This window comes from Alteromonas sp. B31-7 (genome assembly GCF_015767655.1).
Lineage (GTDB): Bacteria > Pseudomonadota > Gammaproteobacteria > Enterobacterales > Alteromonadaceae > Alteromonas > Alteromonas australica.
Window position 1 is genome coordinate 2003056 of sequence record NZ_CP065233.1, and the last position, 22131, is coordinate 2025186.

Here is a 22131-nt window from a genome sequence, read left to right on the forward strand (position 1 = left end):
GGCAAAAGCCAGCGTTTGGCGATTAGCATTGAAACCCCTCACGCTGACATGCAGTTAATGCATTTGGGATACATCAGGCAAAGGAAAACGTTCAGCAGGGCAGCACATACGCTGCCTTGGTATACCGCCGTCCATAAATACCTTACCGTCGGGCTTAAACCCTAGTTGACTGTGATAAGACACACTATCTAAAGAAAGGTTAACGCGAAGGGTGGCGAGGCGCTGCTTTTTTGCGATATCAATGAGTGCCGCGAAAAGTGCGCGGTACACACTCAAGTGGCGGTGATTGCGCTTAACTGCAATGCGGCCAATTTCGCCGCATTGGGTTAATCTGCCGGTGGCGATGGGCGTATTGTTTTCCGCTACCACCAGCACATGGAACGCGTTTTTATCGCGCTCGTCAAATTCGCTATCTGGTGACAATTGCCACTCCAATACGAAGACATGTTCCCGTAGTGCCTTAAGTCGACTTTGATTCCGTTCCCAATCAACGTTTTCGATGGTAAACGACATAGTGAATATTTATGCTTCCAACCATTCCCAGTAGCCCTTATTAATGAGTGTAGTTAAGGTTTCTAAAAAAGCAAAACTGGGTGGTTTTTCATGCATGTTCACGTCAATTATGTGGGAGTTTAGCAAAAGTTCCACCCATGCCTTGTCGTCGGGCTGAAAATCAAACCTTTCACCGTTAACGTAAAAATAGTCAGCGTGTGGCAAATCTGTCATCATTCCTCTCACGCCAGGGGCACTTGCCAGCGGCGCACCGGTTAGGAAGGCTTGTTCAATATCGTCACGGGTATACAATTCTTCGGGGGGATATTCTGGCAACCCTTGTTCACTTAAACTCGCCAGCATGGCATGGGTGAAATGGTCACTTTCAATACAGGCGATGAGTTGCTGCTTTAATTGCGTTATCTCTTTTTGCGTAAGCGTAGCCGGTAACACTGAGGGGGCACGATTAGGATCAGTGTACATGTCATTGCCTTCACCGGTTTCCAACATAAACGACAGACTATCTGCCAGTTGATGGCTATCAGGCGCTCTAAAACCAACCGAATAAGTCAGGCAGTCTTCAAGGGCGACACCATCGTGGGGCCACCCAGGGGGAATATAAAGCACATCACCGGGTTGCAATACTTCATCTATGACTGGCTCAAACCCCGGTATTTGCTTTAATTTAGGGTGGGGGAATATATCCTCATAATGGCCAGGGGCACCTACACGCCAGCGCCTACTCCCTTTACCTTGCACTAAAAACACATCGTATTGATCGATATGTGCACCTACGCCCGCGCCTTCAGTGGCAAAACTTACCATTAAGTCATCTAAGCGCCAGTGTGGCAAAAAGCGAAAAGGTTCAAATACGGGCGCTACATCATGTATGTATCTGTCTACCCCTTGAACAAGCAGAGTCCAACTGCCTACACACGCGCGAGTGAAATCACTAATAGGCCCTTGTTCAACATCCCATTGACCGTCGAGGTAACGGATAATTCGGCTATCAACCTCTTCTTCTTGTGCCAACCCAGCAAGGTCGTGCTCATCAATAGGATCGTTAAAGGAAGAAAATAAGCCGCGGATCACCACTGGCTTCTGTTGCCAAAAATGAGAAAGAAAGTGTTGAATATCGAACGTGTGCATAGCAAAACCTATAGTAAACAAGGTGGGTATTATGAGCCATAGAAAGCGGGCTTGCCACCATAGACTTAAGCTTGGGGTATGAAACGGCGGTACGCATTCAGTACACCTATCTTCGATACTACCTGAGTGTGCTCGAAGCAAGGCTTAAGATGGAGAGGTAATAACGAATAACTGCTAGGGCAAAGTAGCACAGCGTTGCCTTCGCAAGCCTGCTCTAACATGGCGGCCAAGTTTACCGTTTTACCCCACACATCGAATGTGCCATGTTGGCGATTTGGCATACCTGCTGTTACTGCGCCAGTGGCAATGCCTAACCGCAAGTAACATGGCCATTGTTGTTGGTGACATATCACTTGAAACCGTTTCTGCGCGTAAACGGCGAAGTTTTGCATATTCGCGATATGTTGGGACTGGCACGTTGCAGCGGTGTTTAGTTCGTCTGTTTCGTTAGCCTTACCGGCGATACCACATATTGCCATGTACTCGTCGCCATTGGTTTTGAGCGGAAACACGTCATACGTTGGCGATACACTGTCTAATGCTGCGTAAAATCGGTCTAAGGTATCGATGACCTTTAATTCGCCATGGCGTGCAACCAGTTGTTGATAGCCCTTTACGTCGGCAAAAAGCACGCAGCAGAAATTGAAATGTTGCCGGTTCTGGTCACCTGTGGGCGAATGAAATAAAACCTGAATGGCCGGAGTAGACTGAATTAACAATGACTTGGCGTGCTGGTATTGGGTTTTAAGTTGCCACCACTGTTTAGCATTGTGTCGATAGGTTGCGATGGACACGGCAACGCAGGTTAGGGTGAGGGTAATACTGTTACCCCTACGTACCGCCAATAGCCAGCCTTCAAGTGCGTGGCTCAAATATAAGTCTAACGTACAAAAACTAACGGCATATAGCAGTGCCCATAGCATGCGTTCTCGCTGTTCAAACGAATGGAAAAAATACGCGCAGCACAAACAGCCCACCAACAAAAAATGCTGAATATAAACGTCTTGCGACCACAGTAATGTGGCAAACACGAGGTAAGAATAGTATCCAAAGAGTAAGCATGTTCTTGCCATTGGTATTTGTTTGTTAAGGCTAAATAGGACAGCCAACAAAGCGATAAGCAAATGCGCCAGTAAATTAAGCCAAACTAGAGGGTGAGGGGCATAGCGGATAAGTAGGGGAAGTTGCAAGCATAGCCCCATACAAAATAGCAAACTGGTGGTGGTTAATAAGGGCTTAAGTTTTATTGTGTGGATGTGAGTGGCCATGCTTGTCTCATAAAAAAGCGCGGTTGAGTCCGCGCTTTTTATAGTAAGACAGTTAGCCGAGGCTTATAACTGATCTACAAGCCTGATTGCATCACCAATGTAGTTTGCTGGGCTGAGTGCTTTTAACTCGGCTTTCGCGGTGTCTGGCATATCAAGGTTGTCAATGAATTGTGCAATGACTTGTGCATTGACTTTTTTGCCACGGGTAAGCTCTTTAAGCTTCTCGTAAGGCTTTTCAATGCCGTAGCGACGCATAACGGTTTGAATAGGCTCTGCAAGTAGCTCCCAGTTATTGTCTAATTCATCAAGCAAGCTTTTTTCGTTAACTTCTAACTTGCTAATGCCTTTTAACGTGGCTTGATACGCTATAACCGCATAACCAACGCCAACGCCTAAGTTACGTAGCACAGTAGAATCTGTTAGGTCACGTTGCCAGCGAGAAATAGGGAGTTTCGCCGCTAAGTGATCGAAAATCGCGTTAGCGAGCCCCAAGTTTCCTTCCGAATTCTCGAAATCGATAGGGTTAACTTTGTGTGGCATGGTAGAAGAACCAATTTCACCGGCAATGGTTTTTTGCTTGAAATGACCAAGCGCTATATAACCCCATACATCTCTATCGAAATCGATAAGAATGGTGTTAAAGCGCGCGACGGCGTCGAACAACTCGGCAATATAGTCGTGAGGTTCAATCTGGGTGGTAAACGGGTTCCAGGTAAGGCCTAAAGAAGTGACAAACTTCTCCGACACGCTATGCCAATCTACGTCGGCATAGGCTGAAAGGTGCGCGTTGTAGTTTCCTACTGCCCCGTTAATTTTACCCAATAGCTCAACGTTAGCGATTTGAGCACGTTGACGCTTCAAACGCATAGCCACGTTAGCCATTTCTTTACCCATGGTGGTAGGCGAAGCAGGCTGACCGTGTGTACGTGCCATCATAGGGATGTCGCGGTAGGCTTTCGCAAGCGCTGTTAGGGCATCAATTAGCTTGTCACAGTAGGGGAGGATAACTGTGTCACGGGCTTCGGTAAGCATAAGACCGTGAGAAAGGTTGTTAATGTCTTCAGAGGTACACGCGAAATGAATGAACTCATTTACCGCCGACAGTTCACTGTTATTTGCCACCTTCTCTTTTAAAAAGTACTCAACCGCTTTTACATCGTGGTTGGTGGTACGTTCAATCTCTTTAATGCGCATAGCGTCATCCACACTGAAATTTGCCACAATGGCATCTAGCAATGCGTTTGAGCTGTCTGAAAACCCAGGAACTTCTTCAATTTGCGGATTTGACGACAGCATTTGTAGCCAACGTACTTCTACTTCAACACGGTATTTCAGTAAGCCGTACTCGCTAAAAATGCTGCGTAATTCAACGCTTTTACCGGCATATCGACCATCAACAGGGGAAATTGCAGTTAACTGACTCAGTTCCACCTTAAGCTCCTTAACTAGTTTATCAACCTAAGCGCCTTAACAGCACTATTTAAAATTTGTTTCCGACGAAACAGAATATTCCTTCGTTTGCCGCCCATTTGACGCCACATTACCGCTGCTCTTACACCGGCTAGCAATAACGCTCTAACTTTGTGTTGCGTGGCGGGTTGTCCAAGATGATCTGGGTTGCCTGCTACCTGAATACGTGGAGCAAGAGGGCTAACAATGTCGCTATAAATACTGGCCAATGAGGCGACAATTTGCGGGCTTTGAAAATCTACATGGGCAAGTTGTCGCTGAACATGAGAAATGCGTTCGCCTAACTCTTTCATCGCGCCAGGTTTACGCGCTAACTTTCGCTCTAGCCCTAAAATGCTGGCAATATAACGGGTCAGTTCAGTATCTTTCGAGGCTTGCTTATCTGAAAGTTGAGCAAACAGGGTTTTGTATCCCACCTCTAAGTTACTTAATTTTCCGAAAACCTGCTGTGGTGTTTCGGGGTCGGTAACTAATATACTCGACAGACTCGCTTCTATTGCTTCGTCACTGGCTGTGCCTCTGCGCGCTAAGCTTTGCACCAAGGCAGCCGCTTGGCATACACCGGCCAGCGCTAAATTATTTTCTACATCTTTATCTAGCATCAACGGATATAACTCTCAATGATTCCACCACCCAAGCACACCTCGTCGAGATAGAAAACCGCAGACTGACCCGGCGTAACCGCTTTTTGCGGTTCGTCAAAGATAACGCTTATCTGGTCATCTGCTGTGGGGGTGATAGTGCAGGGAATATCAGCTTGGCGATAGCGGGTTTTTACCACCGCGCGGAAAGGTTCGGTTACCGTTTTCCTGTCTACCCAATGCAATTGCTTAGCAATGAGGCCTTTGGAATACAAACGGGGATGGTTTGCACCTTGGCCTACAATTAACACATTGCGTTCAACATCTTTATCAACCACATACCAAGGGTCGTCACCGAATTTCGCAAGGCCACCAATGTGAAGCCCTTTACGCTGACCAAGCGTGTGATACATCAAACCTTCATGCTTGCCTATTTCTTCTCCCTCGGCGGTTTCTATAATACCAGGCTGAGCGGGTAGGTAGCGTGACAAGAAGTCTTTGAACTTGCGTTCACCAATAAAACAGATCCCTGTAGAGTCTTTTTTATCGTGTGTAATTAGGCCTTGTTCCTCGGCTATTTGGCGAACCAATGGCTTTTCGATATCCCCAACAGGGAACAGCGTTTTGGCAACGTGCTCTTCACCTAGGGTGTAAAGGAAGTAACTTTGGTCTTTATTATTGTCTAACCCGCGAAGCATTTGCCACTTGCCATCTTGCTCGCGACGGCGCACGTAATGACCTGTGGCGATATAATCGGCGCCTAAGTCTTCAGCAGCAAATTCTAAGAACGCTTTAAACTTAATTTCTTTGTTGCACATAATATCGGGGTTTGGGGTGCGCCCTGCCTTATATTCCTCAAGGAAGTACTCGAACACATTGTCCCAATATTCTGCGGCAAAATTGATAGTGTGAAGCTCGATACCCAACTTGTCGGCTACCGCTTGTGCGTCTTTTAAATCTTCTGCGGCTAAGCAATATTCGTCATTGTCATCTTCTTCCCAATTTTTCATGAAAAGACCCTCTACTTGATACCCTTGCTGTTGCAGAAGGTAGGCAGAAACAGAAGAGTCGACGCCGCCGGACATGCCGACGATAACTTTTTTGCTAGCGTTTGATTCAATATCAGTCACAACGTGATTCACACTCATTTATAGGCCGGTTTTAAAGGTGGCGGATTTTACCAGAATAATCCTGCCAATTCACATATTTCAGGGCGGGGAGTAAAAACAAAAGGTTTCCGTTCCTCGCCCCGTCTCAAATAAGAGTAAAAATTGCACTTTCAAGTGCGCAGAGCGAAAAACACATGCGACAAAATCGCTATATATAATAATTAATCGCACTAGTTAAAATTCAGGGGGTAAGTGCGTGTAATGAATCCGTTTTCCCTGTTAAAAACTGATATATTTTCCGTTGTCGATGCCATCGATTGTCCAGCTACCCACACGATACCGAATTAGACGAAGCGTAGGGAAACCTATGTGCGCGGTCATTCGTCTTACTTGACGATTCCTGCCTTCTGAAATGGTTATCGACAGCCAACTGGTGGGGATAGCTTGACGAAACCGAACCGGAGGATTTCTGTCCCAAACTTGCGGCGCTTCTATTGCCTTTACCTTTGCTGGTTTGGTCATGCCGTCTTTAAGCTCAACCCCATTACGCAACGCGTCAAGGGCGGTTTCGTTAGGGGTGCCTTCAACTTGAACCCAATAGGTCTTACTTGTTTTTGCATTTGGGTGTGCCAGTTTGTGCTGCAATTTACCGTCATTGGTGAGTACTAAAAGTCCTTCAGAATCGCGGTCTAGTCTGCCCGCAGCATACACATCAGGAATATCGATATAGTCTTTTAGCGTCTCACGGCCATCGGCATCCGTAAATTGAGATAGCACCTGAAATGGCTTATTAAAAAGGACGATTTTTTTATCACTGGCTTTCATGAAGAGATCTTTGCGCATTAAGGTGAAATCAGGCGAGTAAGAGTAACATGCTTGGTTAACCTTCATCTAAAAAAAGCGCGGGTTTAAGGGGAAAATTCACTGAATTTCGTTGATCTCTAAGGATAAGACAATGGTATGACTTGTAACTCATACTTTCGACCCTATACTATTGGACGCGGCCGATAATAAGAGGCCGTGCTTTGTGTTAGCGGTTGAAGGGTTTGTTTTACTAACACATTGACGAAAACAACAAGTGGCACTGATTTCTAATTTACCAATTTAGAAGCGGTGTTCAAAACATCAATTACATATCGCATTGATTATGGCCAGTTTGGTCACGATTCTAATGAGTGCGACATAACGGACTAAAACGGTATCCTACTACCGACAACATTGAGGTATATAATGACCAAGTCTACGATCATCTATACGAAGACGGATGAAGCGCCAATGTTGGCAACTTATTCGTTGCTTCCCATTATTAAGAAGTTTGCAGCAGCTGCAGACATCGATGTTGAGTTGAGCGACATCTCTTTAGCTGCTCGCGTTCTGGCAAATTTCCCAGAGTATCTCTCTGACGAACAAAAAGTACCAGACGCATTAGCCGAACTTGGCGAGATGACACAAGACCCTAATGTAAACATCATCAAACTCCCTAATATCAGCGCCTCAATTCCTCAGCTTCGTGCAACGATTAAAGAACTTAATGATAAAGGCTTTAACGTTCCAGCATTTCCTGATTCGCCAAAAACTGACGAAGAGAAAGACATTCGTGAGCGTTATGGAAAGGTTCTTGGTAGTGCAGTGAACCCTGTTCTACGTGAAGGTAACTCTGACCGCCGTGCGCCTACTGCGGTTAAAAACTATGCGCGCAAGCACCCGCATTCAATGGGAGAGTGGTCACAAGCATCTCGCTCTCACGTTGCACATATGCGTGGTGGCGACTTCTACTCAGCTGAAAAATCAGTCACGGTAGAAAAAGACGGTTATGTGAGCATTGAATTCACGGGTAAAGATGGCAGCAAAAAAACGCTTAAACCTCGTGTTGACTTGCTAGCGGGTGAAGTTATTGATGGTATGTTCATGAGCAAGAAAGCACTTTGTGCCTTCTTTGAAGAACAAATTGAAGATGCCAAGAACACAGGTGTGCTTTTCTCACTTCACGTTAAAGCCACAATGATGAAGGTTTCTCACCCCATTGTATTTGGTCACTGCGTAAAAGTATTTTATAAAGACCTATTTAACAAATGGGGCGACCTGTTTGAAGAGCTTGGCGTTAACCCTAACAATGGTTTAGGCAGCGTATACGATAAAATAGCTACGCTTCCTGAAAGCCAGCGTTCAGAAATTGAAAAAGACATCAACGCTTGTTACGCCGATCGCCCACCCATGGCCATGGTAAATTCTGATAAGGGTATATCTAATCTGCACGTACCGAGTGACGTTATTGTTGATGCTTCTATGCCTGCAATGATCCGTAACTCTGGTCAAATGTGGGGGCCAGATGGTAAGGCTCACGATACTAAAGCGGTTATTCCAGAAAGTACTTACGCCACCATTTATCAAGAAGTGATTAACTTCTGTAGAACCCACGGTGCATTTGACCCAACAACCATGGGTACGGTACCTAACGTAGGTTTGATGGCGCAAAAAGCGGAAGAGTACGGCTCACACGATAAAACATTTGAGCTAGAAGCCGATGGTACTGTCTCTATTGTGGATCAAGACGGTAACGTTCTTATTTCTCATGAAGTTGAAGAGGGTGATATCTGGCGTATGTGTCAGGTGAAAGATGCACCTATTCAAGATTGGGTTAAGTTGGCCGTAACCCGTGCCCGTCAATCAGGTATGCCAGCGGTATTCTGGCTTGACGATGAGCGTGCTCACGATGCACAGCTTATTACGAAGGTTGAAACCTACCTTAAAGATCACGATACCAGTGGTTTGAATATTCAAATTATGTCGCCAGTTCGTGCTATCCGCTACAGCATGGAGCGCGCTATTCGTGGCCTAGACACTATTTCTGTCACCGGTAACGTTCTACGTGATTACCTGACCGATTTGTTCCCAATTCTAGAGCTGGGTACCAGTGCTAAAATGCTATCCATTGTGCCACTAATGGCCGGTGGTGGTCTGTACGAAACAGGGGCGGGCGGTTCTGCACCTAAGCACGTACAGCAGTTTGTGGAAGAGGGTCATTTACGTTGGGACTCACTCGGTGAGTTCTTGGCGTTAGCAGTGTCACTTGAAGATGTGGCGATTAAACACAAAAATGCGAAAGCGAAAATTATTGCGAGTGCATTAGACAAAGCGACTGAAAAACTGCTTAATAATGGTAAATCTCCATTGCGTAAAGCAGGCCAGTTAGATAACCGTGGTAGCCATGTTTACCTAGGCTTGTACTGGGCAGAAGAAGTGGCGAATCAAACTGAAGATGCAGATTTAGCGGCGCAGTTTAAGCCGGTTTACGAAGAATTATCGGCTAAAATTGATGACATCATTGCTGAAATTGATACAACGCAAGGTAAAGCGCAAGAAATTGGTGGTTACTATTACCCTGATGAAGACAAGTTGTTTGCAACTATGTCACCTAGCGCTACCCTGAAATCAATTCTTGACGCGTAAACGTCGTTAAAGAAAGTGATAAAAAGTCTTATTAAAGCCTCTACCATTTGGTAGGGGCTTTTTTTTTGACAAGGAGAACCCGTAGATAATTGAACGGCGTTTCTGTTAGCCCATGAATATTGATAGTAATGAAGGGGGGATGACAAATAGGGATGAATGCAAAGTTAGGTTAATACGAAAAGAAGCTAATCGAAAAAGCCGAAGGTGAATGGTTTCTAAGGAGGATAGGGTTAAGGTGAATAATATTTAATAGGCAAGAAAAAACCCACCTCCGTCAACCACCAGGTAATCAACGGAAACAGGCCTTTATTGAATTAGTTTATTATTTTAACGCTCTGGCTCTTCTAAGAACCCAATGTTCTCAGCGTGAAGGCCTTTAGGGCCCTGCTGCACATCATAGGTCACCTCTTGACCGGCTTTTAGTGAGCGATATCCTTCCATTTGGATTGTAGAATAGTGCGCGAAGATGTCTTCTCCGCCATCCTCGGGAACAATAAATCCAAACCCTTTTGCGTTGTTAAACCACTTAACTTTTCCAACCGCCATACTTCGACTTCCTCTTAATCCTTGAACTCACACGTTTATGCCCCCACAATAGAAATTGGTGGCATTGCGATATTGCCTTTGGCAAAACAACATCACTATCAAAATGTAGATTTTTTAACCATATTATGTCAAGAGCAAATGCGAATTAATTTTATACAAAAGTTATACGACATCTGCTGGCAAAGCACTATTATTAAGTTATGAGTAAAGACAACACAATTGACATCGAAAAGGAAAAGCAAAAAGACGCGCAGCGAAAAACACCGCAGCCGCCGCCTATGTATAAGGTGTTGTTGAACAATGACGACTACACCCCCATGGACTTTGTCATTGAAGTGCTCATGCATTTTTTCAATATGGATGCTGAGAAAGCCAATCAACTTATGCTTACGGTTCATTATCAAGGAAAAGCCGTATGTGGCATATTCACTGCAGAGATTGCAGAGACAAAGGTAATGCAAGTCAACCAATATGCACGAAAGCAAGGTCATCCACTGATGTGTACTATGGAGCCGGCGTAAGTCAATTTGTAGAGGGCGAGCGATATGTTAAATAAAGAATTAGAGCAGACGTTAAACAATGCGTTTGTATTTGCTAGAGAGCACCGTCACGAGTTTATGACGGTAGAGCACCTGTTGCTGGCACTGTTAGATAACTCTGCTGCGCGCGAAGCGTTGCATGCTTGTGGTGCAGACATTGAGGCAATAAAGAGCGAATTAATCGCTTTCGTGAAAGATACTACCCCGTTAATTCTTGATGATCAGCTTAACGAAAGAGAAACTCAACCGACTTTAGGATTTCAACGTGTCCTGCAGCGGGCAGTCTTTCACGTGCAATCATCGGGCAAAGATGAAGTTACCGGTGCCAATGTGCTTGTGGCTATTTTTAGCGAACAAGAATCTCAGGCTGTATTCATCCTCAAGAAATCTGATGTGACTCGCTTAGATGTTGTGAACTTTATCAGCCATGGTGTGAGTAAGTCTGATGACGAAGCACCGGTAAATTCAGACTCGTTGGAAGAAGGCGAGTCTACAGATGACAGCGGTTCTGCGCTCAGCAAGTACTCAACAGACTTAAACAAGCACGCGAAAGAAGGGAAAATCGACCCGCTTATCGGTCGAGACCTGGAAGTTGAGCGTACGATTCAGATTTTATGTCGCCGACGCAAGAACAACCCATTACTGGTGGGGGAAGCTGGCGTGGGTAAAACAGCGATTGCTGAAGGTTTAGCTTATCGTATTGTGAATAACGATGTGCCAGACGTCATTGCTGAAAGTACAGTTTACTCTTTGGACTTAGGCGGATTATTGGCGGGTACCAAATACCGTGGTGATTTTGAGAAGCGTCTAAAAGCGATTCTGAAAGAGCTGTCGAAAGACGAGCACGCCATATTATTCATTGATGAGATTCATACCATCATTGGAGCTGGGGCAGCGTCAGGCGGGGTGATGGACGCGTCTAACTTGCTTAAGCCTAAATTATCCAGTGGTGAGTTACGCTGCATTGGCTCAACCACCTATCAGGAATACCAAGGTATCTTTGAGAAAGATCGCGCGCTGGCACGCCGCTTCCAAAAAGTGGATGTGACTGAGCCGAGTGTGAGTGATACAACTAAGATATTACTTGGTCTGAAAAGCCGTTATGAAGAGCACCATAATGTGCGCTTTACACAAAAAGCGATTCAAGCGGCGGCAGAGCTTTCGGCTAAATACATTAACGAACGCCATTTACCTGATAAAGCCATTGATGTGATGGATGAGGCAGGGGCTAGTCAACGGTTGTTGCCACAGTCTAAGCGTAAGAAAACCATTAATGTGGCAGATATCGAACAGATTATTGCCAAAATGGCGCGTATCCCTGAGAAGTCGGTATCAGCGTCTGACAAAGAAGTTCTTAAGAACCTAGGGCGTAACCTTAAGATGGTCGTGTTTGGCCAAGACAAAGCCATAGAGACGCTAAACGACGCTATTCTATTGTCTCGTTCTGGTCTAGGCGCTGAAGAAAAGCCCATTGGTAGCTTTTTGTTTGCAGGCCCAACCGGGGTAGGTAAGACGGAAGTGACCCAACAATTGGCCAAAATAATGGGTGTGGAGCTTGTACGCTTCGACATGTCGGAGTACATGGAGCGCCATGCTGTTAGCCGCTTGATAGGTGCACCTCCAGGTTATGTGGGGTTCGATCAAGGCGGTTTACTAACCGATGCTGTCATTAAAAATCCGTATTCGGTGGTGCTGCTTGATGAAATTGAAAAAGCCCACAGTGATATTTACAACATTCTATTGCAAGTGATGGATCACGGTACGTTAACCGACAATAACGGCCGTAAGGTCGATTTTAGAAATGTTGTATTGGTGATGACAACCAACGCGGGTGTTCAGGAAACTGTGCGTAAATCCATTGGCTTTAAGCAACAGGATCATAGTCACGATGCACTTTCTGAAATTAATAAAGTGTTTACCCCTGAATTTAGAAACCGTTTAGATGGCATTATCTGGTTTAATCATCTTGATTCTGAAATCATCTTACAGGTGGTTGATAAGTTTATTATTGAGTTACAGGCTCAGTTAGACGTAAAAGGTGTATCACTGGAAGTGTCTTCTGAAGCACGGGCTTATCTTGCGGAGAAAGGTTACGACAAGTCTATGGGGGCTAGACCCATGTCTAGGCTAATTAAAGAAGAGCTTAAGAAAGAGTTGGCTAACGAACTTCTGTTTGGTGAATTAACCAAAGGCGGTAACGTTAAAGTTGATTTAGACAACGATAAGCTGCGTTTTGATTATTCTGGCGTCGATGCGGTAAAAGAAGAAGCAGAGCCGAGTTAATGCTTGGCTAAGCGCTTCTGCGTTTACCCCATCTTCTAGTCATATGCTGAAAACACCATTAAAAAAGCCCGATGAATTCATCGGGCTTTTTTCTTATGCGTTACCGCTTAATGGCTCGTTATCTGGCGCGATAAATAATACGACCTTTAGTTAAGTCGTATGGAGTCATCTCAACAGTGACCTTATCGCCAGTAAGAATTCGGATATAGTTCTTGCGCATTTTTCCAGAAATGTGTGCTGTCACAACGTGACCGTTTTCTAGTTCTACGCGGAACATAGTATTAGGTAGGGTATCAAGCACCGTACCTTCCATTTCAATACAATCTTCTTTTGCCATGTAAAGCAGTTACCTCAGTAATTCAAATTTTTTGCCGCGCAGACCTTAACCAATCTTGCCTTGCGTGTAAAGTAATTACGCAGGATTTTTATCAAAACGGGTCCAATTGTTGCCAAGAAACTGCTCATAGGGATAAAACTGGTGTTTGTATGACATTTTTTGGCAATTTTTTACGTAATAACCAAGGTACAGAAATTCGTAGCCGTCCTGTTGCGCTTGGGCTATTTGGCTTAAAATCATCCAGGTACCCAGGGAATCTGACGTATAGTCGGGGTCATAAAATGTGTACAAGGCAGAAAGTGCTCTGTGCTGAGCACCATTTTCAACCACATCGGTCACCGCCACGGCGACTAACTTGTCACCATCGTAGGCTTCAATAAAGAGGGGCTTTTTCCAATCACATAATATAAAGCTTTCAAATTGGGTTTTTGATGGCGGATACATACTGCCATCGGTGTGCCTCTCATTAATGTACTTTTCGTACAATGGATAGTATTGATGATTTTGCGTGTACGCACATTTAATAGAAAGGTGCGCATTACGCTTTTTAACCCGTTTTTGGCTGCGTGAGGGTGTAAATGCATCAACGGGAATTCGTACCGATTGACAGGCATTACAATCTGGGCAGTGAGGGCGATATATTTGCTCACCACTACGTCTAAAGCCAACCTGTATAAGTTGACCATAGCGCAAGGCTAATTGCTCGGTGCTGTCTGCATACACCAATAGTTGTTCACGTTCGTCTGGCAGATAACTACACCCAAATATTTGGGTAATACCAAATTTCACGGTGTGATCTCCTGTTTACGCCACTGCGCTTGATATGTAGGGCTTAAGCGGCCTTCTTCCGTGAGTGTATCGTTATGTTGGTTGAGTTTGTTGATAAAGGTTTCCCGAGTGATGGCCTTAGCGCCTAAGGACGTTAAATGCTCGGTAGGTAGCTGGCAGTCAATAAACGCCATGCCGTTGGCTTTCATATGTTCCACTAGCGCGAGCATGGCCAGCTTAGAGGTATTACTTTTCCTGTGAAACATAGACTCACCACAATACACCTGACCAATACCAACGCCATACAAGCCACCTACTAGTGCTTCACCTTCCCACACTTCTACTGAGTGGGCTAGCCCTAACTCATGTAAATGACAATACGCCTCTTGCATATCTTTGGTTATCCAGGTTTCATCACTGAGTGTGTCTAAGCTAGGGTGATGCCTTGGAATGGTCGCACAGGCGTGAATGACGCGCTCAAAGCTATGATTTAGCGTGACTTTATATCGCTGCTTTCTGGCTAACTTACGGAGGCTTTTAGTGCATACAAAATCATCTAGTTCGATAATCGCACGCGGGGTGGGAGACCACCACAACAAGGGTTCATTGTCACTAAACCAAGGGAAAATGCCCTGGGAATAGGCTGAAAATAAGCGCTGAGGGCTTAAGTCTGCGCCAAACGCGAGTAAGCCGTTAGGCTCTTCAAGTGCATGATGAACAGAAGGAAACGGTGTATCTACATCTAGTTGAGGAAGCGCAATCATAGTATTGAGACATACATGGTATTGAGAAGTACAATAGCTAAAATAAAAAACCCTGCTGAAATTTTAGCAGGGTTCTTATTAGGCGTCTTCTTTAACCTTGTTCTGGCATTGTACCATCAAGGAATTTTTCGGCATCAAGGGCGGCCATACAGCCTGTACCGGCGGAGGTAATAGCTTGGCGATAAATATGGTCACTGACATCACCGGCGGCAAACACCCCCGGAACGCTGGTTTGTGTTGCGTTGCCGTTAGTGCCACTGTTAACCACAATATAGCCATCTTTCATTTCTAACTGGCCTTCAAAGATATCCGTATTAGGTTTATGACCAATGGCGATGAATAGGCCCATGACATCGAGGGTTTCCGTGGCGTCGCCTTGGCTGTCTTTAATACGAATTTGGGTAACGCCCATTTCATCACCTAGCACTTCGTCTAATTGACGGTTAAGGTGCAGAACCACATTGCCGTTCTCAGCTTTATCTCGGAGACGTTGTTCTAGAATTTTTTCACTTCTAAACGTATCGCGGCGGTGAATAACGTGCACTTCTGAAGCGATATTCGATAAATAAAGTGCTTCTTCCACTGCGGTGTTGCCACCACCTACTACCGCTACTTTTTGGTTGCGGTAAAAAAAGCCGTCGCAGGTTGCGCATGCAGACACACCCTTACCCATGAAAGCTTGCTCAGACTCCATACCTAAGTACTTGGCAGACGCCCCTGTGGCAATAATAAGAGCATCGCAGGTGTAAGTGCCATTGTCGCCATATAAGGTATAAGGGCGTGTGGTTAAATCGGTTTTGTTGATATGGTCAAAAATGATCTCGGTATCAAATTTTTCTGCATGTTTTTGCATGCGCACCATTAAATCGGGGCCAGTAAGACCTTCAGGATCACCCGGCCAGTTTTCAACTTCGGTCGTGGTGGTCAATTGTCCGCCTTGTTGGATACCCGTAAGAAGAACTGGTTCTAGATTAGCGCGCGCTGCATATACCGCAGCGGAATAGCCAGCCGGGCCTGAACCTAAAATAAGAAGACGAACGTGTCTACTTTCTGCCATTTTTATCTCCAACTTATGCTCTTTTTGTGTGAGCGAATACTGTCATACTGTGCTAGGTGAGGCCGCTGAAGGCTTTTTTCAACCACCTTTTGAATGTTAACGAGGTTTCTTTGAAATCTCGATGTATCTATGATGCCTTGACGGGTGAAAAATGTCACTGTTATGTCAGGGGGGATAAATGAAAAAATCGGTATTGGGGTAAAATTATTTCACCTTCGCTGAATTTACATGATCTACAGACGAACTTACCTTGTATTAGACAAAAAGCGTATTACAATTCGTTTAAAAGCGCGCTTAAATGTACGTGTTTGTATTTTTGTGCTCGCAATGCGTTTTTCCGGTTTATGGGGTGATCTATGTCACAGTCAATAATAACTCTGCTAAAAGATGGTCAGCAGTACCTAGAAACATGGCCGGTTCGCCGTGAGTTGTTCGCCCATTTCCCAGAGTGTAGGGTGGTTGCTGCAACAAAGTTTGCGGTAAAAACCATGCCGCCAGCAGCTATTTTGGCTTGCGCATTGTTGCTACAAAATATGGGGATGCAGTATTTACCTCAAACCATTGCTATTGGTGCGTTTTTCTTAAGCTTACCTTTGCAAGGTATGTTGTGGCTTGGGCACCGTTCAAATCAATATTTACCGCCGCAACTCAATCACTGGTATCAAGATATCCACCGTAAAATGCGCGCGGAAGGTTGCCATTTAGCATCGCTAAAATCTAAACCCAAATATAAAGAACTTGCTCAGTTGCTGAAGACCGCGTTTGACGATTTAGACCGTGTGTTCACCCAGCAGTGGTTCCGATAACCCCCGAGCGCTTCTCTCCAATTTAAATCGCAGTGAGTGTTTCACCGCAACGTTTGCATCGATATTGTGCGCCGCGCTCAATTTTTTTGTGGCGGCGTACAGACAACGCATGCTCACTACACTGACACCGGTATAAGAACGTCTCACCCACGACGTCGCTGACATTAAATTGATGGGTTGTATTCGGCGGCACATTAAACACCTTTACCATAATGGTTTGCCATTGAATGCCGTGCGGCGCCACTTTCCCAAATAGTTGCCAAACCAACAGGTGACTAATCTCATGTGCAATAACATCAGTAAGAAAGGCGGCCTGATTTTCTTTGTACAGTATAGGGTTTAGGTTAATTCTATTTTGCTGTAAAAACGCGGTGCCTGCGTTTCTTCCTGAACGTCTAAAAGAAAGCGTAGGGCGGGGGAATGTGCGGGCAAAATAGGCTTCTGCCCGCTGATACAAGTCAGCGACACATTTTTCAATAGCATGAATGTGTGCCGCTGTTAGATCTTTACTTGCTATGGGTGCACCTGTAACCGTTAGTTTATGTTACAGGGAAGGCACAATACATAGGTGCCCATTGGGTCATTAAGTTGCGCAAAGGAATCAAATTCTTTGATAACTCGTTTAACTTCGCCAATAAGTGCTGAGTTAGATTGCGCGAATTGCCACTTTCCTACCACCGCGAAAGCTTGACCGAAGAACTCTTTCCAAAACAGTTCTTGGGGAGATAAATCGCGGGTAACGTAAAAGGTGTCGTAGTTTTCTAACTCTGCAATCTCTGCCGCGGAGGCAATGGCGTCATCTAATGAACCTAATTCGTCAACTAAGCCTAATTCTAGTGCATCGGTACCAATCCAAACGCGACCTTGGGCAATTTCATCAACAGCGTCAATATTTAAATCTCTGCCGTTAGACACGATGTTCAAAAACTTAGAATAGGTGTTTTCTACACTGTATTGAATAATTTGCCCAAACTGGTCTGGAAGAGGGCGTAGCGCAGAAAAACCTGCCATTTCAGTGGTACCCACACCATCTGTATGTACACCAAGGTGGCTAAGGGATTTTTCGTACGTCATAAACATACCAAATACGCCAATAGAGCCTGTAATCGTACTTGGGCTAGCAAATATTCGGTCGGCGCCAGCGGCAATCCAATAGCCACCTGATGCAGCATACGTGCTCATTGACACAACCACAGGCTTACCTGCTTTTTGCAATTCAAGCACTTCTTGACGAATAACTTCCGACGCTGATGCACTGCCTCCTGGAGAGTCTATTTGGAATACCACTGCTTTTACATCGTCGTTAAGCCGAGCTTTACGGAGTAATCGTGCTGTACTGTCACCACCAATGGTACCTGCTTGCTGTGTGCCATCAATAATGCTGCCTTTTGCAACCACGACGGCAATTTTGTCAAGGTCGTTAGGTATGGAAGGAACGGGTGCATTTATTACGCTAAGGTAGGTGTCGAAAGACGTAATGTTAACGCCCATAGGGTTGTCGTCTTCTCCAACAAGCTCAACAAGCTCCTGACGCACATCTTCACGGGTTTTGAGGGCGTCTACCCATTTGTTTTCAACAGCATACTGCGCAAAATCGCCGTCTACCTGTTCAAACTTGGCGACTAAGGCCTCTAGGGTTTCGTCAAAATTGTCCATAGAAATGCCGCGAGCGTTAGCCACATCCTCTTTATACTGAAGCCAATAAGCCTCCAGCCATTTCTTCTCAGCTTCTTTAGATGCCTCTGACATGTCGTTACGCATCACGGGTTCTACAGCTGATTTGTATGTGCCTACGCGGAAAATGTGGGTGGTAACTTTGAGTTTCTCTAACAACTCTTTAATGTATACCCCATAGCGGCCGTATCCATCTAACAATACGCTTCCCATTGGGTTTAAATAAATGTGGTCGGCATGAGATGCGAGATAGTATTGGTTTTGGGTGTAGTAATTGCCAATGGCATAAACCGGCTTTTCCGACGTTTTAAAGTCGTCTATGGCTTTTGCTACGGTGCGTAACTTATCTAACCCGCCACCGTTAAGTTGATGCAAATCAAGCACAAGCGCCTTTATACGACGGTCCTGTTTGGCATTTTCAATAACTTTGACCACGTCTCTTACTAAAATCTCTGGGTCTTCTGGCTCCGAGCCTAGTGCTTCTTGAAGAAATTGTTCAAACGGATCAACGCTAACTTTTTCAATGACTAAGTTCCCTTTGAGGGTAAGCATGAGCGCGCTGTCATTGTTTACGGTGAGTTGCTCATTATCTTGTGATGAAATTGCAACGATAATACCGATGAAAAACACTAAGAAAATAAGGTTAAAGAAGAGTTTTCTAGAGAAGTTAAGTACCGTCCAAATCCCGGTAAATAACGATTTCGTCCAGTTTCCTTTGCCTGCCATATGAAATAGTACCTTTTATTTATTTATCCCTATTATGTTAGCGATTGCCAACAATATCCCTAACTTATTTGTAATTAATTGTAATAAATTACAACGAGCACCTAACCCTTTGAATTATCGGATTCGTTTAGCCAGTGTGCAATTAATTTTGCGATGTGTTTATGCTCATGGTCGCTAAACAGCATCATGAGTTCGCCGTTGGCTTTTTTATAATCAACTTTTTTATGCCCGCGAAGGAAAATGCGATGCAGTGTGTTGTTAGGTGCCTTTACTATACTTCTGCGTGTTGGAGACGATTTACCCACTTTTCGAAGGCCCCATTTAAAAACAGTGTGTGTCAGGCAAAGTGCCAACGCCAATATTATAGCGGTTTATAGCACGAAAACCGTTATAGATGAAAAAAAGGCTAGTCTACGCAAAATGCGCCTTTGTGTTTCAGTACCTTACTCTAAGTCTTTTGACTTTCCTATTGGTGTTCTAAAAGTGTGTATAGGGGCCGGTTACGCTAGTGCCCCTGGAAGACCAGTGAGGTTATCAATGAATAACATAAATAAGCGCTGCCATATCTGGTCTTTTTAATCTTGGCGGCGTAGGATCTACATATCATTTTCATGTGTTACACGTGTTAAGGAAATTACATGGATGCTTTGTCACTCTTATTAAATAGAAGTTCGCAGCCGCGACTCGGCTCGCCAGCGCCCAGTGGTGCGGCGTTGGAAAACATTATGCAGGCGGCCCTTCGTGCGCCAGACCATGCGTGTTTAACGCCTTGGCGGTTTATTGTATGCCAAAACAAGGGGCTAGAAAAACTGGGTAGTTTGTTTGAACAGTCAGCCATAGCGAATGATAAATCGCAAAAAGAAATTGAACGGTCTGTTCAGCTTCCTCATCGTGCCCCCATGATCATTGTGGCTATTGCAAAATATATAAAGCATGAAAAAGTGCCAAAAGTTGAGCAAATTGCGTCTGCATCATGTGCAGTAATGGCGATGCAAATGGCCGCAGTGGCACAGGGATTCAATGGCATGTGGCGCAGTGGTAGTTACGCCCACTGTGAGTTAGTTCGCGAAGGGCTTGGTCTAGCAGAAGACGATGAATTGGTGGGCTTTTTGTACCTTGGAACGCCATTATTTGAGCCAGCGCCCAAGCCACAGCGCAACTCTGACGATTTTTTCGAGTACTGGAATTAAGAACTGGCGCGTTTAAAGCGCCAATTCCACCTGATAACCTGCGTACTTGCGAATGTTGATTACTCGGTCCTCATCTAATAACCAGTATTGTCCTTTTACCCCTTTTAAAACCCCTTCAAATGCGGGTGTTTTATCTAGGTTAATGGATTTTATTTTCACAGGGTATTCTTCTACAGGGTAGTGAATATCGAAGATGGGGCCTTCTACTTCGCTCACCACTTGGAGGCCTTTTTCTTGTTTTACCGCGTCTAAATCATCACTGATTTTAGCCAGTAATTCTTGTTTTACTGCATTTAAATCTACCGATTCTGGTGCGCCTTTGAGCATGGTACGCCAATTAGTTTTATCGGCGATATACGATTTGCAAAAGGTTTCAACCACACCACTGGTTAAGCGATCTGGTACGCGTAGCATTACAGTAGCCTGGGTGGCACCTTGGTCCATCCACCGAGAAGATACGGCGTCAGTGACGTGACGGGTAATACCTACTTTCACTGTGCCTGTATTCGCAAGGTAAACAAAGTGGTCACTAAAGCAATGTTCTTCCCCCCACTCAGGCTCTCTACACGTGCCCTCGTGATAATGGCATTTCTCAGGCTTAATAATACAGCTATCGCATTGTGCCAATGAAATAAGGCAAGGGTAGCAGTACCCTTGATTAAAACTTTTCTTTGTTTTTCGAGCGCAATGAACGCACTGTATTTCACCGGTAAAGGTTAACGACACCTTTTGCCCAATAAGAGGGTTAATATCGAGGGTGTGTTCGCCAATAGGGAGTTGGTACACGACATTATTATTGGTGTCAGCTTTTGTGCGCATTTTTCGTAGCGCGCCAGAATAAACGGTAGCCATAGTATGCTGATGTCCTGTTGTGAATTATTCGCTGAGTTCGCCACGCAGGTTGTGCGTCAGTTGAGATTTTAGTTGCGAAAAACTAAGCGATTTACTGAGAAGATAATGGAGTTTGGCTAATGCGGCTTCCGGTGTCATGTCACTGCCGGAAAGCACGCCAGCTTGTTGTAGGCCATGACCGGTGGCGTAGCCGCCCATATTGACTCGCCCGCGTATACATTGCGTGCAATTTAAAACCGGTATTTCCCTGTCTTTAGCGTAGTTCAATTGCGCTATAAGTGACGGTGATTGTGGTGCATTACCCACACCATAACTAAGTAAAATAAGCGCGTTAACAGGCTGTTGAAGGGTGTTTTTTAACACCTCTGAAGCTATGCCAGGGTACAAGCTGACCATGCCTATAGGTTGAGCCTTAACCGGTGAAACCCTAAGCGGTTTATCGCTTGGCGTTGCCAGTTCTCCCGCTTTTAGTCTGATATTAATACCCGCTTCAAGTAATGGGGGAAAGTTGGGTGAATCGAAAGCATTAAACCCGTCGGCATCAACTTTTCTACTCCGATTGCCCCTTAGTAAGCGATTATTAAAAAACAAGCTTACTTCAGCTATAGGGTAGTTAGCGGCTACGAACAGCGCGTTTAATAGATTCACTTGTCCATCTGAACGAAGTTCCGCAAGGGGAATTTGAGACCCCGTAACAATCACCGGCTTGGATAAATTTTCAAGCATGAAGCTGAGGGCCGAGGACGTATAGGCCATGGTGTCTGTGCCATGCAGAATAATAAACCCATCGTATTTATCATAGTTGGCGGCAATATCGTCAGCAATACGTTGCCAGTCGGACGGATTCATGTCGGAAGAATCGATAAGGTTGTCGTACTCATGAAGTGTAAACAAGGGCATCTCTGGACGATGAAACTCGGGCATTTGTGCCAATGTTTCACTTAAGAAGCCTGCTGCTGGAATATAGCCTTGGTCGGAGGGCTTCATGCCAATAGTACCGCCAGTATAGGCAATGTAGATGTGTTTACGCATAAATAGACCTTACATAACGTATGGTATTAATTTTGAAG

21 protein-coding genes are annotated in these 22131 nt (G+C 44.9%); 5 read left to right on the top strand and 16 right to left on the bottom strand.

The genetic code is table 11. The features are described from left to right. Positions 1-54 precede the first annotated feature (54 nt). From IUA53_RS08460 to IUA53_RS08490, 7 genes are all read right to left on the bottom strand, one after another. Complete coding sequence (locus tag IUA53_RS08460) at positions 55-513, bottom strand: GNAT family N-acetyltransferase (protein WP_044056959.1); 459 nt, start codon at positions 511-513, stop codon at positions 55-57. Between the two features lie 9 nt (positions 514-522). Continuing rightward, complete coding sequence (locus IUA53_RS08465) at positions 523-1641, bottom strand: JmjC domain-containing protein (protein ID WP_044056960.1); 1119 nt, start codon at positions 1639-1641, stop codon at positions 523-525. Between the two features lie 65 nt (positions 1642-1706). Further along, positions 1707-2909, bottom strand: coding sequence for an adenylate/guanylate cyclase domain-containing protein (locus IUA53_RS08470; RefSeq protein ID WP_196899176.1), 1203 nt, complete (start codon positions 2907-2909; stop codon positions 1707-1709). A 63-nt stretch (positions 2910-2972) separates the two neighbouring features. Continuing rightward, on the bottom strand, positions 2973-4340 hold the full coding sequence (purB, locus tag IUA53_RS08475; protein ID WP_044056962.1) for an adenylosuccinate lyase: 1368 nt from the start codon (positions 4338-4340) through the stop codon (positions 2973-2975). 14 nt (positions 4341-4354) lie between these two features. Then, on the bottom strand, positions 4355-4981 hold the full coding sequence (gene hflD, locus IUA53_RS08480; RefSeq protein ID WP_044447195.1) for a high frequency lysogenization protein HflD: 627 nt from the start codon (positions 4979-4981) through the stop codon (positions 4355-4357). Next, entirely contained in the window at positions 4981-6108 is a 1128-nt protein-coding gene (gene mnmA / locus IUA53_RS08485) for a tRNA 2-thiouridine(34) synthase MnmA (RefSeq protein ID WP_196899178.1), read from the bottom strand. The genes hflD and mnmA overlap by 1 nt, the downstream gene beginning before the upstream one ends. Before the next feature lie 240 nt (positions 6109-6348). Further along, entirely contained in the window at positions 6349-6894 is a 546-nt protein-coding gene (locus tag IUA53_RS08490; protein ID WP_231401291.1) for an rRNA large subunit pseudouridine synthase E, read from the bottom strand. 405 nt (positions 6895-7299) lie between these two features. On the opposite strand from IUA53_RS08490, the gene IUA53_RS08495 reads away from it, so the two are divergent. Further along, positions 7300-9519 carry an NADP-dependent isocitrate dehydrogenase gene (locus IUA53_RS08495; RefSeq protein ID WP_196899182.1) on the top strand — a complete coding sequence of 740 codons (2220 nt, stop codon included), beginning with the start codon at positions 7300-7302 and terminating at the stop codon, positions 9517-9519. 327 nt (positions 9520-9846) lie between these two features. Here the strand turns inward: IUA53_RS08495 and cspD are convergent, their stop codons facing one another. After that, positions 9847-10065 carry a cold shock domain-containing protein CspD gene (cspD, locus tag IUA53_RS08500; protein ID WP_044056965.1) on the bottom strand — a complete coding sequence of 73 codons (219 nt, stop codon included), beginning with the start codon at positions 10063-10065 and terminating at the stop codon, positions 9847-9849. A 200-nt stretch (positions 10066-10265) separates the two neighbouring features. Between cspD and clpS the strand changes: the two genes are divergently transcribed. Both clpS and clpA read left to right on the top strand, forming a co-directional pair. Next, positions 10266-10586 (top strand): ATP-dependent Clp protease adapter ClpS, encoded by a 321-nt coding sequence (clpS, locus tag IUA53_RS08505; protein WP_044056966.1) that lies wholly within the window; start codon positions 10266-10268, stop codon positions 10584-10586. Positions 10587-10610: 24 nt separating this feature from the next. Further along, the gene (gene clpA, locus IUA53_RS08510) at positions 10611-12887 is read left to right on the top strand and encodes an ATP-dependent Clp protease ATP-binding subunit ClpA (RefSeq protein ID WP_044056967.1); all 2277 of its coding nucleotides are present in this window, start codon (positions 10611-10613) and stop codon (positions 12885-12887) included. 118 nt (positions 12888-13005) lie between these two features. Here the strand turns inward: clpA and infA are convergent, their stop codons facing one another. The 4 genes from infA to trxB form a co-directional block, all read right to left on the bottom strand. Beyond that, complete coding sequence (gene infA, locus IUA53_RS08515) at positions 13006-13224, bottom strand: translation initiation factor IF-1 (RefSeq protein WP_008844395.1); 219 nt, start codon at positions 13222-13224, stop codon at positions 13006-13008. 75 nt (positions 13225-13299) lie between these two features. Then, complete coding sequence (locus IUA53_RS08520; protein ID WP_044056968.1) at positions 13300-14013, bottom strand: arginyltransferase; 714 nt, start codon at positions 14011-14013, stop codon at positions 13300-13302. Beyond that, on the bottom strand, positions 14010-14756 hold the full coding sequence (aat, locus tag IUA53_RS08525) for a leucyl/phenylalanyl-tRNA--protein transferase (RefSeq protein ID WP_044447202.1): 747 nt from the start codon (positions 14754-14756) through the stop codon (positions 14010-14012). The genes IUA53_RS08520 and aat overlap by 4 nt, the downstream gene beginning before the upstream one ends. A gap of 91 nt (positions 14757-14847) precedes the next feature. After that, positions 14848-15813, bottom strand: coding sequence for a thioredoxin-disulfide reductase (gene trxB / locus IUA53_RS08530; protein ID WP_044056970.1), 966 nt, complete (start codon positions 15811-15813; stop codon positions 14848-14850). A 356-nt stretch (positions 15814-16169) separates the two neighbouring features. Between trxB and yfbV the strand changes: the two genes are divergently transcribed. Then, positions 16170-16619: a terminus macrodomain insulation protein YfbV gene (yfbV, locus tag IUA53_RS08535; RefSeq protein ID WP_044056971.1), complete on the top strand. Its 450-nt coding sequence runs from the start codon at positions 16170-16172 to the stop codon at positions 16617-16619. A gap of 22 nt (positions 16620-16641) precedes the next feature. On the opposite strand, the gene IUA53_RS08540 is transcribed toward yfbV, so the two are convergent. Both IUA53_RS08540 and sppA read right to left on the bottom strand, forming a co-directional pair. After that, positions 16642-17136: a SprT family zinc-dependent metalloprotease gene (locus IUA53_RS08540; RefSeq protein ID WP_332310823.1), complete on the bottom strand. Its 495-nt coding sequence runs from the start codon at positions 17134-17136 to the stop codon at positions 16642-16644. A 17-nt stretch (positions 17137-17153) separates the two neighbouring features. Then, on the bottom strand, positions 17154-19019 hold the full coding sequence (gene sppA, locus IUA53_RS08545; RefSeq protein ID WP_044056973.1) for a signal peptide peptidase SppA: 1866 nt from the start codon (positions 19017-19019) through the stop codon (positions 17154-17156). A 638-nt stretch (positions 19020-19657) separates the two neighbouring features. On the opposite strand from sppA, the gene IUA53_RS08550 reads away from it, so the two are divergent. Further along, the gene (locus IUA53_RS08550; protein ID WP_196899184.1) at positions 19658-20209 is read left to right on the top strand and encodes an NAD(P)H nitroreductase; all 552 of its coding nucleotides are present in this window, start codon (positions 19658-19660) and stop codon (positions 20207-20209) included. A 12-nt stretch (positions 20210-20221) separates the two neighbouring features. Here IUA53_RS08550 and IUA53_RS08555 read toward each other — a convergent pair whose 3' ends face one another. Both IUA53_RS08555 and ansA read right to left on the bottom strand, forming a co-directional pair. After that, complete coding sequence (locus IUA53_RS08555) at positions 20222-21061, bottom strand: DUF2797 domain-containing protein (protein WP_196899186.1); 840 nt, start codon at positions 21059-21061, stop codon at positions 20222-20224. A 24-nt stretch (positions 21062-21085) separates the two neighbouring features. Continuing rightward, a complete protein-coding gene (ansA, locus tag IUA53_RS08560; RefSeq protein ID WP_196899188.1) occupies positions 21086-22093 on the bottom strand; it encodes an asparaginase in 1008 nt (335 codons plus the stop codon). Between the last annotated feature and the right edge of the window lie 38 nt (positions 22094-22131).

Bases quoted from the DNA above. Each gene is read 5' to 3' on its own strand.
- trxB (WP_044056970.1), bottom strand. From the start codon at position 15,813: ATGGCAGAAAGTAGACACGTTCGTCTTCTTATTTTAGGTTCAGGCCCG.
- IUA53_RS08550 (WP_196899184.1), top strand. From the start codon at position 19,658: ATGGATGCTTTGTCACTCTTATTAAATAGAAGTTCGCAGCCGCGACTC.
- cspD (WP_044056965.1), bottom strand. From the start codon at position 10,065: ATGGCGGTTGGAAAAGTTAAGTGGTTTAACAACGCAAAAGGGTTTGGA.
- IUA53_RS08460 (WP_044056959.1), bottom strand. From the start codon at position 513: ATGTCGTTTACCATCGAAAACGTTGATTGGGAACGGAATCAAAGTCGA.
- IUA53_RS08555 (WP_196899186.1), bottom strand. From the start codon at position 21,061: ATGGCTACCGTTTATTCTGGCGCGCTACGAAAAATGCGCACAAAAGCT.
- sppA (WP_044056973.1), bottom strand. From the start codon at position 19,019: ATGGCAGGCAAAGGAAACTGGACGAAATCGTTATTTACCGGGATTTGG.
- IUA53_RS08465 (WP_044056960.1), bottom strand. From the start codon at position 1,641: ATGCACACGTTCGATATTCAACACTTTCTTTCTCATTTTTGGCAACAG.
- IUA53_RS08470 (WP_196899176.1), bottom strand. From the start codon at position 2,909: ATGGCCACTCACATCCACACAATAAAACTTAAGCCCTTATTAACCACC.
- infA (WP_008844395.1), bottom strand. From the start codon at position 13,224: ATGGCAAAAGAAGATTGTATTGAAATGGAAGGTACGGTGCTTGATACC.
- ansA (WP_196899188.1), bottom strand. From the start codon at position 22,093: ATGCGTAAACACATCTACATTGCCTATACTGGCGGTACTATTGGCATG.
- IUA53_RS08495 (WP_196899182.1), top strand. From the start codon at position 7,300: ATGACCAAGTCTACGATCATCTATACGAAGACGGATGAAGCGCCAATG.
- aat (WP_044447202.1), bottom strand. From the start codon at position 14,756: ATGATTGCGCTTCCTCAACTAGATGTAGATACACCGTTTCCTTCTGTT.
- clpA (WP_044056967.1), top strand. From the start codon at position 10,611: ATGTTAAATAAAGAATTAGAGCAGACGTTAAACAATGCGTTTGTATTT.
- mnmA (WP_196899178.1), bottom strand. From the start codon at position 6,108: ATGAGTGTGAATCACGTTGTGACTGATATTGAATCAAACGCTAGCAAA.
- clpS (WP_044056966.1), top strand. From the start codon at position 10,266: ATGAGTAAAGACAACACAATTGACATCGAAAAGGAAAAGCAAAAAGAC.
- yfbV (WP_044056971.1), top strand. From the start codon at position 16,170: ATGTCACAGTCAATAATAACTCTGCTAAAAGATGGTCAGCAGTACCTA.
- IUA53_RS08490 (WP_231401291.1), bottom strand. From the start codon at position 6,894: ATGAAAGCCAGTGATAAAAAAATCGTCCTTTTTAATAAGCCATTTCAG.
- hflD (WP_044447195.1), bottom strand. From the start codon at position 4,981: ATGCTAGATAAAGATGTAGAAAATAATTTAGCGCTGGCCGGTGTATGC.